The following is a 12,943-nucleotide window of genomic DNA, read 5'->3' on the forward strand; positions in this document are numbered from 1 at the left end:
CCTCAGGCGCCGAAGAGCGAGGTGGGCAGGCCGCGCTCACCAGGATTGCAGGCGAAAATGCCGCCGGAGAGCGGCGCTTCCGTCAGCGTCGAGGCCGGGAGACGGGTGCGCGCGCTGGTGATGAACAAGGTCGCAAGATCGTCCCCGCCGAAGGCCACGCTGGTGGGGCGCGGCACCGGCAGTTCGACGGCCCGGTCCAGCCGGCCATCGGGCCGATAGCGGTTCACGCGCCAGCCGTCCCAGATCGCACACCAGACGCCGCCATCGGCATCGACGGCAAGGCCGTCCGGGCGCCCCTCCGTCTCGGGCACGGTAACGAAGACGCGGCGGTTGGCGATGCTCCCCTCCCTCGCATCGAAGTCATAGGCATAGATGATGCCCGGCACCGTATCGACGAAGTAGAAGGTCGAGCCATCGGGGCTCCAGGCCAGTCCGTTGGCGACCGTGAAACCGCTCTCGGCGCGGGCGACTTCACCGGCCTTCGTCAGGCGATACAGGCTGCCGGTCGGCCGGCTCACATCGAGCCGCATCGATCCGACCCAAAGCCGGCCATCCGGGTCGACTTTTGCGTCATTCAGGCGGTTCTCCGGCACTCCCGGTTCCGGCTCGGCAAAAGGGGTGAACAGGCCGCGCTCGAAGTCGAAACGTTCGACGCCGTCCTGCGAGGCGACGATCAGCCGGCCATCCTTGTCCGGAAGGACGGCACTGACGAGCTTGGCTGCATTGCAGGTCTCGTTTTTGCCGGTGACTGGATCGAACCGGTGCACGGCCGGGTGAAGAATATCCACCCAATAGAGCCGCTTTTCCCTGTCGACCCAGACTGGAGCTTCGCCGAGTTGGGCGCCCCAGGGCAGGACGCATTGCACGTCGCTCTGTCCTCCCGCGCGCGTCCGGGGCCGCGGGCCGGAGCTGATGGCGACGGCACCGACCGTGCCGGTGATCCGGCGCGCCGCAGCCATCAGTTCGCGGCCGACCGGATGGATGGCGGAACTGTCGAGACGGGAAGCAGGCCCCAGCACCACGAGTGCCCCGAGCGGCACTCCGTCGCGCCCGGCGATCGGAGCAGCGACGGAATTAACCCCGGCGAGATGCTCCTCGTAGGAAACGGCATAGCCCCGCGCGCGCGTGAGGACGAGATCGGCCTCGAGCGCCTGCGGATCTGTAATGGTCTGAGACGTGAAGCGATCATAAACGAGCTGTCCCGCCAACGAACGGGCGAAAGAAGGCTCCTGAAACGCCAGCAGAGCCTTACCGGCTGCGGTGCAGTGGACCGGCACGCGCCGGCCGACTGCGATCAGCACGCCCAGGCCGCCACTCGAGCGCTCTTCCAGATAGACCACGCGGTGCCCGTCGAGGCGGCAAAGTGCGACCGTTTCCCCGAGCTCGGCGGAAAGGCGTTCGAGTTCGGGGGCGGCGGCGCTGACGAGGTCGAATTTATCCCACACGCGATGCGAAAGCTCGATGAAGCGGTGTCCGAGCAGGTAAGCGCCCGTTGCTTCGTCCTGCCGGATCAGACGAAACACCATCAGCGTCTTCAGCATGCGCGCAAGCGTCGGCTTCGGCACGCCGCTCATTTTCTGCAGGTCCGCGAAGCGCAGCGCCTTCGGCGCCTCCGCTATGAGATCGAGGAGAGCGAGCCCCTTGGCGAGCGCGGCTGCACCCGCCGGTGCCCCGCGATCTTCAAGCCCGCCTAAGCCTGCCTTGTCGTCCATGCCGCTACCGCCTCGTCCAGCATTCGCATGATCGGCCACTCGGGTTCGAAGCCGAGCATTTCACGAATGCGCTGGTTGGAAGTGTGATACCACACGCCGGAGCCGGGAAGATCGACCGCCACGAGCGGCCACCCGATCCTGTCGGCCATTACGGGCAGGAGCTCGGCGAAGTCAACAGGGCCGGTCGCTCCCAGATTGAAGACGCCACCCGCGGCTTTCGGATGGGTCAGCGCGAGCAGAACGCCCCCGGCCATGTCGCGGGTGTCGGTGATGTGCATCTTGAATGGCCGGCCGTTCTCGTTGCGTGTCAGGACGAGTGCCGGCCGCCCCGGATCCGCCGCCCTCAGAAGGTCGGCCGCAGTCCTGTTGCCGAAGGTTTCCTGCTGCTTGATCTTAGGGCGAAGAAAGAAGCGCGGTCCGGAAAAGAAGCTGTCGGGATCGAGCAGCTCGTCGGCATTTTGCGTATGCGAGAAGCGCAGGATCACCGTCTCCATCGACGATACGCGCCCCTGGAACGTCACCAGTTCCTCGCCGAGAAGCTTAGTGAGACCGTATGGAGATAGCGGCTCCTTCGGATGATCCTCTGTAATCGGCTGGAATGCGGGGCTGTTTTCCGGATAGACCTCCCCGGAGCTGGCAAAGACGAAGCGGCCGACCTTTGCCGCGGCGGCCGCCTCGGCCACGATGCGCGTCCCTTCGACATTCGCCTGGAACAACCGCTCGCGGTCGCTCGCCAGCCAGGACATGAAGGCGCCGAGATGGAGTACGGCGTCGCTCCCCTCGCAGGCGCGCATCGCCGCCTCCCGGTCGTCAAACGCGCCCACGACTTCGTCAAAGCCGACATCATGGATCGATGCCGGGCGCAGGTCGAAACCCCTCACCTGGTGTCCGGCCTCGAGCAATTTCCTGGCAACCAAAGAGCCGACCCTGCCGGCAGAGCCCGTCACGAGCACTTTCATGTCAATCTATGGCCTTTTCTGTCTTCGGATCGAAGAGGTGGATTTCTGACGGGTCGAAGGAGAGCGTGAGCTCTTCGCCCTCTCGCACAGGGCCGGAATGCGCGATCCGCGCAATCAGGCCCTTGCCGCGTTCTTCGTCCCGAGCTGCTTCGCCGTATGCGTTTTCGCCCGGATCGAAGTAGATGTATTTTTCCGAGCCGAGGCTCTCGACCAATGTCGGCCGCACCGCGAAGGCGACATGGCCCTGGCCGAGCTGCAGATGTTCCGGCCGAATGCCGACGATCACCTCGCCGTCCCGAGCGCCTTTCCGGGTCACGAAGCTCTGGCCGAATAGGGTGAGCTTGCCCCCCTCGATGCGGGTGGACATGAAGTTCATGCCCGGAGACCCTATGAAGCCGGCGACGAAGAGATTGGCCGGCTTGGCGAACAGCGTATCCGGGTCTGCGATCTGCTGGATGACGCCGTCGCGCATGATGACGACGCGATCGGCCATGGTCATCGCCTCGATCTGGTCGTGCGTGACATAGACCGTCGTGACGCCGATCCGCTTGTGCAGCGCGCTGATCTCGGCTCGGGTGTGAACACGCAGCTTTGCGTCGAGATTGGACAGGGGTTCGTCCATCAGGAAGGCACGCGGCTCCCGCACGATTGCCCGGCCGAGCGCGACGCGCTGGCGCTGTCCGCCCGACAGCGCCTTCGGGCGACGATCGAGCAGATGGTCGACAGCCAGGATCCTGGCGACGGCGTCAACGCGCTTGTCGATTTCCGCCTTGGGCATGCCGCGCATCTTCAGTCCGAAACCGATATTCTGGCCGACGGTCAGATGCGGGTAGAGCGCGTAATTCTGGAAGACCATCGCGATGTCGCGGTCCCCTGGTGCAAGGTCGGTCACGTCCTTGTCGCCGATCAGGATCTTGCCGCCGCTTGCCGGCTCGAGGCCGGCGAGGATCTTGAGCATTGTCGACTTGCCGCAGCCCGATGGGCCGACGAGGACGACGAATTCCCCATCCGCGATCTCGAGCGAGAACTCCTTGAGCACGTTGAGCGCTCCGTAGTTCTTGTAGACGTTCTGAATGCTTATGCCGGCCATTTCACTTCTCCGCGCCGGCAGTCAGCCCGCCGACCAAATAGCGTTCGAGGAACAGGTAGATCAGGATAATCGGCACCGAGACGAACACGGCCGCCGCCGAAATCTCGTTCCAGTCGGTGACGTACTCCCCCTTCATCGTGGTAATGCCGAGATTGGCCGTCCAACTCCCCTGCGCATTGGTGAGAAAGGTGCGGGCATAGGCATAATCGGCCCAGGAGAGAACGAAGGCATAAAGGGCGGTCGCAGCAAGCCCCGGCGTTGCAACCGGAAGCACCACCCGAAACAGGGCGCCGAGCGGAGAGCAGCCATCGACCATAGCCGCCTGCTCCAGTTCGCGCGGGATCGTGTCGAAGTAGCCCTTCAACATCCATGTGGTGAAGGGAATGATCAGCGTCGCATGGGCGAGCACCAGCGACCAGAGGCTTCCGATCAGCCCCATAGAGCGGAAAATTCCGAAAAGCGGAATGACGAGCAGCGTTGCCGGCAGCATCTTCGCCGTGAGAATGAAGAGACCGAGCGATCGCCCGCCCTTCACGCTGAAGCGCGACAGGCTGTAGCCCGCGAAGACCGAAACGACCATCGACAGGGCTACAGAACCGAGCGCCGCGAGCGTCGAATTCCACAGCCACAGGAGGATCGGTCGCTCGGTCGCCACTTTGGCGAAGGTGCTCCACTGCGGCTCTGCCGGCCAAAAGGACGGCGGCAACTGGCGGATTTCCGCGAGCGTCGACAGCGCCGTGACGAACAGCCAATAGATCGGAAAGAGAAGGACGCCGCAGACGACGGCAAGGCCGGCATAGAGCGCGAGCGTTTGAAGGGTTGTGCGCTGCATAGCTCGACCTCCTAATACATTGCCTGGGACTTGCGGCCGAGCATGAACAGGCTGGCGACGACGCACAGCACGAGCGTTACGATGCCGATCGCGGAGGCGTAACCCATGTTGAAGAAGCCGAAAGCCTGATTGTAGGTCATGATCGAGAGCGTTTGCGTCGCCTTGAGCGGCCCGCCGTCGGTCAGCACTTTTATGATCGAGAAATCCCGGAAGACCCAAAGGACGACGAGCACCGACGTGACGCCGAGAACGGGCATGAGCACGGGAATGGTGATGTACCAGAAGCGCTGGAAGGCGTTCGCGCCATCGACCTTGGCGGCGTTGTAGAAATCTTCCGGAATGGACTGCAAACCGGCGAGCGTCATGATGGAGACGAAGGGGTAACCCTTCCAGATCATCGTTATCGCCACCACCCAGAACGCGGCGGTCGGCTCGGAGAACCAGTTTATCATCTGGCTCGTGATGCCGAGCTTGATGAAGAGCCAGTTCATCAGACCGAAGGAAGAATCGAATATCCAGGCGAAAATGACGACGGCGATGACTTCCGGAACGGCCCAGGGCAGAGCCACGAAGAGACGCGCCAGCGTCCGCCCCTTGAAACGGTTATTGACCAGCAAGGCCGTGCCCAGACCGACGGCGAAACAGGCTGCACTGACGACCACGACCAACTTGATCGTCACCCAGCACGATTTCCAGAATTCCGGCGACGTGAACAGCTTGTGGTAGTTTTCCAATGTGAACGACTTGCGCGGTGCGCTGAGCGTCGCCATGCCGATCTTCTGGAAAGACAAGTCGAGCGACACGAACAGCGGATAGACGATGATCAGGGCCACTAGCGCGACCGCCGGCAGCAACAACAGGTAGCCCAGCCAATGCTGCCGGCTTGGGCGTGCCAGATCGAGGAAGCGTACGCTCATTTTTGCCTCTTGGTTTTTTGCCGGGGGGACCAGGCGCCGCTGCGGGCGCCGGGTGCCCCTCATGTGCCGAGGGTCGGCAAACGTCTATTGAAGCGCCTCGGCCTTCTCGTGCATCGTCTTGGCGACGGCCGCAGGATCGAGATCTTCTATGATCATTCTCTGCGCCTCCTCCTGGATCATTTTCGAGAACTCGTTGAACTGGATCTCGAGGCCGACCGGAATGCGGTCGATCTTGTGCTCTGCCGCAGCCTTCTGCGACTTCACCATCAGATCGAAATGCGGAATCTGCGCTTTGGCTTCGGTGAGATCGGCGCGCGGGCTCGGCGGTGTCGAGGCGGCAAGCGTCGCGAAGCTGGTCTGGAATTTGTCCGAAGTTGCAATTGCGATGAAGTCCCAGACAAGCTGCTTCTTCTCTTCCGAAATCTCGCTCGGCATCGCCAGAATGTTGGATGACCCTCCCAGCGGCGGGTCGAAGGGAACGCTGGCAAGCTTCAGCTTATCCTTTGCCGCTCCCTGCTGCATAATGGAATAGATCCAGGGACCGTCGACCTTCAGCGCGATCTTTCCATCGGCGAAGAGTTTCCGGACCTCGCCCGCCGAGAGATCGCGCGGGGTCAGGTTTTCCTTGACCACGGTTTTCCAGCGCGTCAGGCCCTCGACCATTTCGGGGGTGTCGATGGCCACCTTGCCTTCCGCAGTGGTGAAACGTGCACCGGCATCGAAAAGATAGCTCGCCATTTCCGCGATATACTGCCCGCCGCCACCTTTGGTCTCGTGGCCGGTTCCGAACTGGTCGACGATGCCGTCGCCGTTCAGGTCCTTGGTGGTCGCACGGGCCGCTTCGAGGAACTGCTCGTAATTGGTGGGGACCGCGACGCCCGCCTGCTTCAGCATCTCCTCGTTATAGCCGAAGATCGTGCCGTAATAGAGCATCATGATGCAGACGGTCGTATCCTGGAACTTGCAGATGTCCTGTCCGCTCCATCCATCGAGATTGAGCCCCGCCTTCTCGACCCAGGGACCAAGGTCCTCCAGCCAGCCATTGTTCGCGAAGGTCTGAAATTCGAAGGAGGCCAAGTGGACGATGTCCGGCGGCGTTCCGCCTGCAAACAGCGTCGTCATGGTGTCGGCATAGGCGCTGCGTTCCACCTTTGTCCATTCGATCGAATTGCCGGGGTGCTTTGCCTCCCACTCCTTGATCACCGTGCCCCACCAATCACCGATGCCCTTCTCGTCCTTCTGCCACGAGACGAATTTGAGCACTTCCGCCTTGGCGGTGGCCGGCAGGGCCGTGCAAGCCAGCATCGCTGCGACGGTCGTTGCGACGGCATATTTCCGGATGATTTTCATGTTTTCCTCCACTCCTCCGCACCTATTCGATTTCAATTTCTTTTCAGAAGCGCGAGCGCCTCCTTCGAAGGCTCGACGCCGAGTCCCGGCCCTGTCGGCAGAATGTATTGGCCCTCGGCGCAATCCATATCTCCGTCGAGAAGCCGGCGATTGGGCTCGAAAATCGAATGCTGGAACTCATGGCAATCGACATTCGCCAGCGCCGCGCTCGCCTGGAGGCTGGCCGCCAGGAAGATGCCCGAGCCTATGGTTGCATGCGGGATGATCTTGATGTGGTGCGCATGCGCGTATTCGCCGATGCGCATGAATTGCGTGATGCCCTTGTGGCCCATTTCGGGCTGCACGATTGCGAGCGCGTTCCGCGCAACGCGCGGTACCATATCGTAGACGGTGCGCCATTCCTCACCGACCGCAATGGCGGTCGGGACGCTCGCCGCCACCCGGCCCAGACCCTCGACGTCCTCGGTGCGCACCGGCGCCTCGGCGAACCACAGCCCGTGCGGCTCCATTGCCCTGATCAGCGCGATCGCTTCGCTGGCAGTCTGTGCCCAATGCATGTCGCAGGCGATGCGTGCACCGGCACCGAGCCTTTCGCGCAGGGTTTCGATCTCCCTTGCGACCCCGTCATCGGCAACGGGCGAGGCAAATTTGAAGGATGAGAAGCCCTTGGCCTGCCATGATGCCGCGAGTTCTGCGCGTTTGACGCGCGTATCTTCGGGCAGCCCGGAAATGTAAGCGTCGATCCTGTCGCGCCTCCGGCCGCCGAGCAGCTTGCAGACCGGCAGACCAGCGAGCTTGCCAGCCAAGTCCCACAGCGCGATGTCGATCGCAGCGAGCGCATCGACGTAAAAGCCGCCGGTATAGCCGCGCACCCGCATCAGATCATAGAGATCGTCATGGATCGCTGCCGCATCGAATGGGTCGCGGCCCATGGTGAAATCCGCAAGAAGATCGTCGATGATCTCCATCGTCGCCCGCGGCGCGACCAATCCATAGGTTTCGCCCCAGCCGACGGCGCCGTTTTCGGTCTCGATGCGGACGAGCACGCTGCGATCGTATGTCGGATAGACCGTGCGATTGCCCTTGCGGACCAGGTACCCGCGCCCGTTCGGCTCCTCGCCCGGGCGCGCCTTGCCGAGATAGGGTTTGTCGCGCGGCAAGGTGAGCGTGAAGCTCTCAATCTTTTTGACGCGATCGCTCATGCATCCGGCCCTCTCGTTGCCCGCCCGAAGGATTTCACGCCACACTCCTGCAGGCATCTCTCGATGTCGCGCAGGGCCATTGCGTCGAGATCAGGGGTCGGCGCACGCACAATGGGGTTGTCTATGACCCCGCGCAAGCCGAGCACATGCTTGGTCAGCCGCATGCGGTACACGGCCTGCAGCGCCAACAGAGGCAGCGACTTGACGTAAAGCGCTCGCGCCTCGTCCCCGCGGCCTGCGCGGTAATTTCGGTCGAGGGCGACATGCAGGTCGGCGATCTCGAGCGCCGGCATTGCCGCACATGCACCCCGATCGTACTCGTCGAGAATGTAGCGAGCGCCTCCGCCGCCGATGACACCCAGCAAATGCTCGGGCGCGTCCGCAAGAATGGCGGTAATAGCCGGCCCCGCGGGAAGCGTCTCTTCCTTGACGTATCGAACAGCCGCAACCTGGCGGACGACCTCGAGGACCGCCTCGGGCGCCAGGTCCGAGCCACGCGGCGCGGGAGCATTCTGAAGGATGATTTCCGCGTCGGGCATTTGCATCGCCGAAGCGGAGAGAAAAGCGGCCACCGCGTCTGCTCCCGCCCCGATGGACTTCGGGGGTTGAATCATGAGCTGCGTGATCCCGAGCGCCAGTGCCTGCCGACCATAGGCGACGACTTCATCCACGGTCGCTGCACTGGCGCCGGCTACGATCGGCACACGGCCATCGACCTCGGCCGAGACGGCTTCGAGAAGCGCCAGGCGCTCCTCGCCGGTCAACATTTCCACCTCGCTCGCAAAACCCGGGAACACCAGGCCCGCAACGCCCGCATCCAAAGCGAACCGGACGAGACGGCGCATCGCAGCAACATCCACCCCGTTTTCGGTGAAAGGCGTCGGGAGAACCGGGAAAATTCCTGTCAGCTGCATGGCTAGGTCCATATAATGAGACTTATAATTTATATTGTGGACCATAGGCGAAGGTGATAGGCCGTGTCAATCGCCGAAGTTCCGAAGGAGAAGACCTTGTCCAACGCTGCATATGAACCCGTCACGGTCCTGCTCGATTGGGGCACCACAAACTTCCGGGCTTTCCTGGTGAAATCGGACGGCTCAATCATCGATGAGAAAGAAGGCGACCGGGGAATTCAGTCGGTTGCGAAAGGGGAGCACGAACGCGTCGTCAGCGAGGCCCTCGCATCCTGGCGCGCCGAATATGGCCCGCTCGACATCTTGGCGGCGGGAATGATCGGGAGCCGCAACGGATGGATCGAGATGCCCTATGTCCCGACCCCGGCGGCAGCGGCGGACCTGGCTGCCGCGTGCCGCGCCATCGAACTCCCGGAGGGAGACCGGCTTACCTTTCTACCGGGACTGACGGACCCGACGGCGCTTCCATTCCCAGACGTCATGCGCGGCGAGGAGACACAGCTCGTCGGCTTCGGCCTGATGCGGGACATGATCGTCGTCCTGCCCGGCACCCATGCAAAATGGGCCGAGATCAGGAACGGCCGCATCGAGCGTTTCCGCACCTTCGTCACCGGTGAAATCTACACGACGCTGGCCAACCATTCCTTCCTGTCGAAAGTCGCAACGGCCGAGCGTGACCATGCCACCGCGGCTTTCGCGAAAGGCGTTGCGCTGGCGCAGGAAGAATGCGCTCGGGCCGGCGGCTTGTTGACGCGGCTCTTTGCCGTCAGGACCGGCTGGCTTGCCGGTACGATCACGCCGGACGAAATGAAGAGCCGCCTTTCCGGGCTCATTGTCGGATGGGAGTTTGTGGAGGCGCGGGCCGGCGGCTGGTTCAAGGAAGGGGACACGATCGCCGTGGTTGGCGATGACGATCTTGTCGAGGTTTACGAGAGAGTGGCCGCGGCCTTTGGCCTGGAGCTTGCGCCCGCGCCGGCTGACGCGGCGATCCGGGGCGCCCTCGCGATCTCGGGGAGCCGCCTGCCCGCCGCGCAATGAAACGCGGCGATCTCCCGACCGCACCATTCACGAAGATCGCCGTGGATTCTTTCAGCAGCCTTTTGCTTCGAGCTCATCAGACCGGATGATGCAGGACGCTGAGGCCGCCGTCGACCGTCAGGCAGGTCGCGTTCATGAAAGGGCACTCGTCGGAGATCATGAAGACGGCGGCGCGGGCGATCTCTTCTGCCGTCGCGATGCGGCCGCCCGGGTGGAGCTTCATGGTTGCCGCCTCGGCTGCCGCCGGGTCCGGGAAACTGTTCCAGTAGTCGTAAGCCTTCTGGGTCAACACATAGCCCGGCGCCAGCGCATTCACGCGAATGCCCTTTGGGGCATATTCGATACCGAGCGCCTTCGTCATGCCGAGCAGCGCGTGCTTTGCGACGGGGTAGGGAAAGGTGTGCGGAATAATGGTGAAGGCATGGGTGGAAGCGATGTTGAGGATCGCCCCGCCGCCCTCTTCGATCAGGCCAGGCAACACCGCCTTGCAGCAGTTCCAGGCACCACGGAGGTTGATGTCGAAACAGCGCCGCCAGTCGGCATCGCTCATCTCCAGCGGTTCCGAGAAGACGTTGACCCCGGCATTGTTGACGAGCGCATTGATCGGACCGATCGATGAAGCGGCTGCCGACACCACCGCCTCGATCGCATCGGCGTCCGTAATGTCGGCTTCGGCGTAGGCGAGCGCCCGCCCCTCCCGCTGCAGTCGCTTCGACTCCATTTCAAGCAGGGGACCGTCTCGGTCGACGAGGAAGAGTGCCGCACCCTCCGACAGGAACACTTCGGCAATCGCAAGGCCGATGCCCTGCGCCGCACCGGTCACCATGATCCGCTTGCCTTTAAGCCGGTCACTCATCCCTGCCTCCCTTCGATCCGCGTATAGTCTTCACCACTCGGCAACACTGCCGTCCGAATGGCGCCAGATCGGATTGCGCCAGCGATGCCCCTCCTTCGCGCGTTCGATCACATAGGCCTCGTCCACCTCGATGCCGAGACCGGGCCCCTGCGGAATGGAAACGAAGCCGTCTTCGTAAGCGAAGACCTCCTTGTTGGAGATGTAGTCGAGGATGTCGTTCGCCTCGTTGTAGTGGATGCCGAGGCTCTGCTCCTGGATGAAGGCGTTATAGCTGACGGCATCGACCTGCAGGCAGGCGGCAAGCGCAATCGGCCCCAGAGGGCAGTGCGGCGCCAGAGCCACGTCGTAGGCCTCGGCCATGGCGGCGATCTTGCGGCATTCGGTGATCCCGCCGGCGTGGGAAAGATCCGGTTGAATAATGTCGACGAAGCCGTCCGAGAGAACCGATTTGAAGTCCCAGCGCGAATAGAGCCTTTCGCCGAGTGCGATCGGCGTCGAGCAATGATTGGCGATTTCCCTCAGGGCTTCGCGGTTCTCGGAAAGCACGGGCTCCTCGATGAACATCAGTTTGAACTGCTCCAGCTCCTTGGCGAGTACCTTCGCCATCGGACGGTGGACCCGCCCATGGAAATCGACGCCAATGCCGATATGAGGGCCGATCGCATCCCGAATCAGCCCTATCGTCTCTACCGCCTTGTCGATCTTCTCGTTGGTGTCGACGATCTGCATCTCCTCGCAGCCGTTGAGCTTGATCGCCTTGAAACCGCGGGCGACCACCTCACGCGCATTGTTCGCGACATCGCTCGGGCGGTCGCCGCCGATCCAGGAATAGACCTTGATCCTGTCGCGGCACTGGCCGCCGAGCAGAGAGTGGACGGGCTGACCGAGCGCCTTGCCCTTGATGTCCCAAAGCGCCTGGTCGATGCCGGCAAGCGCACTCATATGGATGGCGCCGCCGCGGTAGAACCCGCCGCGATAAAGGACGTTCCAATGGTCCTCGATCAGGAAGGGGTCCTTGCCCACGAGATAGTCCGAAAGTTCGTGAACGGCAGCTTCGACCGTCAAAGCGCGCCCCTCGACCACGGGCTCCCCCCACCCCACGACACCCTCATCGGTTTCGATCTTGAGAAACAGCCAGCGCGGCGGAACGATATAGGTGGTCAGCTTCGTGATTTTCATGAAATGCGTCCAATCTGAATAGGAATATGGCGATCTGAACGGCGTCTATGTTGGCGGTCAGCCTTGCGGCGAACGCCGCTCGACGGCGACGGCAAGATCACGTGCGGCAAGGTCCAGCAACTGGTACGAACAGTCGCGCGCTGCCGCCGTATCGCGCATCCGCAGCGCTTCGACCAACTGCCTGTGGATTTCCACGGCGTCGCCGCAAGTGTCCGCCGCCTCGTTCGAGGCTTGCAGAGAGAATTTGAGGCCGGCCTGAATGATGCTCGCCAGCTGCTGAAACACCTGATTGTGGCTCGCCTTCAGGAGCGATTCGTGGAAGGCGACGTCCGCCGCAGTAAACTTCACGATGTCGCCTTCGGCGTCCTTCATCTGCTGCCAGGCGCGCTCGATCGCGGCGATTTCCTGCACCGTCGCGCGCGCAGCAGCCAGCTCCGCCGCAACCGGCTCGATCGCACGGCGCGCTTCCAGAATACAGTTCAGAAGATCGAACTGAAAAATCCGATCGCCGATCCACTCCAGGACCTGTTGGTCGAGAATGTTCCACTCGTCCTTGCTGCAGACGACGGTGCCGACGCGCGAACGCCCGCGCACAAGGCCCTTCGATTCGAGAATCTTCAGCGATTCCCGAATCACCGTGCGGCTGACGCCGTAGCGCTCGCACAGGTCGTTCTCCCGCGGCAGGAAACTGCCTGCCGGATAGTCGTCGCCGCAGATCTCGGCGGCGATCGCCCGCGTCACATCCTTCTGGACACGGGGCCGGCGGGAAGGCGCGCCGCTCGGTTCCATCGATTGATCCTGTTGTCCTTGCACCGAAATCTCCATGCGCGGGCCGCTATTTTCTTGGGACTTGAAGCGCGATGCTTATCGCAATTGAGCCGAAGTGACGACCCT

Annotated in this window: 12 protein-coding genes; 1 reads left to right on the forward strand and 11 read right to left on the reverse strand. The window is 62.7% G+C overall.

From position 1 onward, the window contains the following. Nucleotides 1-2: 2 nt before the first annotated feature. The 8 genes from ACTJKL_RS28995 to ACTJKL_RS29030 form a co-directional block, all read right to left on the reverse strand. Nucleotides 3-1,712 (reverse strand): SMP-30/gluconolactonase/LRE family protein, encoded by a 1,710-nt coding sequence (locus ACTJKL_RS28995; RefSeq protein ID WP_440854460.1) that lies wholly within the window; start codon nucleotides 1,710-1,712, stop codon nucleotides 3-5. Then, nucleotides 1,691-2,671, reverse strand: a complete 981-nt coding sequence (locus ACTJKL_RS29000) for an NAD-dependent epimerase/dehydratase family protein (RefSeq protein WP_440854461.1) — start codon at nucleotides 2,669-2,671, stop codon at nucleotides 1,691-1,693. Before ACTJKL_RS29000 ends, ACTJKL_RS28995 begins: the two co-directional genes overlap by 22 nt. 1 nt (nucleotide 2,672) lies before the next feature. Beyond that, nucleotides 2,673-3,761, reverse strand: coding sequence for an ABC transporter ATP-binding protein (locus tag ACTJKL_RS29005; protein ID WP_440854462.1), 1,089 nt, complete (start codon nucleotides 3,759-3,761; stop codon nucleotides 2,673-2,675). A 1-nt stretch (nucleotide 3,762) separates the two neighbouring features. Further along, nucleotides 3,763-4,593, reverse strand: a complete 831-nt coding sequence (locus ACTJKL_RS29010; protein WP_440854463.1) for a carbohydrate ABC transporter permease — start codon at nucleotides 4,591-4,593, stop codon at nucleotides 3,763-3,765. Between the two features lie 11 nt (nucleotides 4,594-4,604). Continuing rightward, entirely contained in the window at nucleotides 4,605-5,510 is a 906-nt protein-coding gene (locus ACTJKL_RS29015; RefSeq protein WP_440854464.1) for a carbohydrate ABC transporter permease, read from the reverse strand. A gap of 84 nt (nucleotides 5,511-5,594) precedes the next feature. Continuing rightward, entirely contained in the window at nucleotides 5,595-6,860 is a 1,266-nt protein-coding gene (locus ACTJKL_RS29020; protein WP_440854465.1) for an ABC transporter substrate-binding protein, read from the reverse strand. 32 nt (nucleotides 6,861-6,892) lie between these two features. Continuing rightward, nucleotides 6,893-8,062, reverse strand: a complete 1,170-nt coding sequence (locus tag ACTJKL_RS29025) for a mandelate racemase/muconate lactonizing enzyme family protein (RefSeq protein ID WP_440854466.1) — start codon at nucleotides 8,060-8,062, stop codon at nucleotides 6,893-6,895. Then, entirely contained in the window at nucleotides 8,059-8,988 is a 930-nt protein-coding gene (locus ACTJKL_RS29030; protein WP_440854467.1) for a dihydrodipicolinate synthase family protein, read from the reverse strand. Before ACTJKL_RS29030 ends, ACTJKL_RS29025 begins: the two co-directional genes overlap by 4 nt. An 84-nt stretch (nucleotides 8,989-9,072) precedes the next feature. Between ACTJKL_RS29030 and ACTJKL_RS29035 the strand changes: the two genes are divergently transcribed. Then, the gene (locus tag ACTJKL_RS29035; protein WP_440854468.1) at nucleotides 9,073-10,014 is read left to right on the forward strand and encodes a 2-dehydro-3-deoxygalactonokinase; all 942 of its coding nucleotides are present in this window, start codon (nucleotides 9,073-9,075) and stop codon (nucleotides 10,012-10,014) included. A gap of 76 nt (nucleotides 10,015-10,090) precedes the next feature. Here the strand turns inward: ACTJKL_RS29035 and ACTJKL_RS29040 are convergent, their stop codons facing one another. Genes ACTJKL_RS29040 through ACTJKL_RS29050 form a run of 3 tightly spaced genes read right to left on the reverse strand, consistent with a single transcriptional unit; the run spans nucleotide 10,091 to nucleotide 12,874 of the window. After that, a complete protein-coding gene (locus tag ACTJKL_RS29040; RefSeq protein ID WP_440854469.1) occupies nucleotides 10,091-10,870 on the reverse strand; it encodes an SDR family oxidoreductase in 780 nt (259 codons plus the stop codon). A gap of 30 nt (nucleotides 10,871-10,900) precedes the next feature. Next, complete coding sequence (dgoD, locus tag ACTJKL_RS29045; protein ID WP_100672290.1) at nucleotides 10,901-12,049, reverse strand: galactonate dehydratase; 1,149 nt, start codon at nucleotides 12,047-12,049, stop codon at nucleotides 10,901-10,903. 57 nt (nucleotides 12,050-12,106) lie between these two features. Beyond that, the gene (locus ACTJKL_RS29050; RefSeq protein ID WP_440854470.1) at nucleotides 12,107-12,874 is read right to left on the reverse strand and encodes a FadR/GntR family transcriptional regulator; all 768 of its coding nucleotides are present in this window, start codon (nucleotides 12,872-12,874) and stop codon (nucleotides 12,107-12,109) included. Between the last annotated feature and the right edge of the window lie 69 nt (nucleotides 12,875-12,943).

The sequence above is a fragment of the Sinorhizobium sp. 22678 genome (genome assembly GCF_052044265.1).
GTDB classification, from domain to species: Bacteria; Pseudomonadota; Alphaproteobacteria; order Rhizobiales; family Rhizobiaceae; genus Sinorhizobium; species Sinorhizobium meliloti_A.

Coding starts and splice junctions, on each gene's coding strand:
- ACTJKL_RS28995 (WP_440854460.1), bottom strand. CDS start 1,712: ATGGACGACAAGGCAGGCTTAGGCGGGCTTGAAGATCGCGGGGCACCG.
- ACTJKL_RS29000 (WP_440854461.1), bottom strand. CDS start 2,671: ATGAAAGTGCTCGTGACGGGCTCTGCCGGCAGGGTCGGCTCTTTGGTT.
- ACTJKL_RS29005 (WP_440854462.1), bottom strand. CDS start 3,761: ATGGCCGGCATAAGCATTCAGAACGTCTACAAGAACTACGGAGCGCTC.
- ACTJKL_RS29010 (WP_440854463.1), bottom strand. CDS start 4,593: ATGCAGCGCACAACCCTTCAAACGCTCGCGCTCTATGCCGGCCTTGCC.
- ACTJKL_RS29015 (WP_440854464.1), bottom strand. CDS start 5,510: ATGAGCGTACGCTTCCTCGATCTGGCACGCCCAAGCCGGCAGCATTGG.
- ACTJKL_RS29020 (WP_440854465.1), bottom strand. CDS start 6,860: ATGAAAATCATCCGGAAATATGCCGTCGCAACGACCGTCGCAGCGATG.
- ACTJKL_RS29025 (WP_440854466.1), bottom strand. CDS start 8,062: ATGAGCGATCGCGTCAAAAAGATTGAGAGCTTCACGCTCACCTTGCCG.
- ACTJKL_RS29030 (WP_440854467.1), bottom strand. CDS start 8,988: ATGGACCTAGCCATGCAGCTGACAGGAATTTTCCCGGTTCTCCCGACG.
- ACTJKL_RS29040 (WP_440854469.1), bottom strand. CDS start 10,870: ATGAGTGACCGGCTTAAAGGCAAGCGGATCATGGTGACCGGTGCGGCG.
- dgoD (WP_100672290.1), bottom strand. CDS start 12,049: ATGAAAATCACGAAGCTGACCACCTATATCGTTCCGCCGCGCTGGCTG.
- ACTJKL_RS29050 (WP_440854470.1), bottom strand. CDS start 12,874: ATGGAGATTTCGGTGCAAGGACAACAGGATCAATCGATGGAACCGAGC.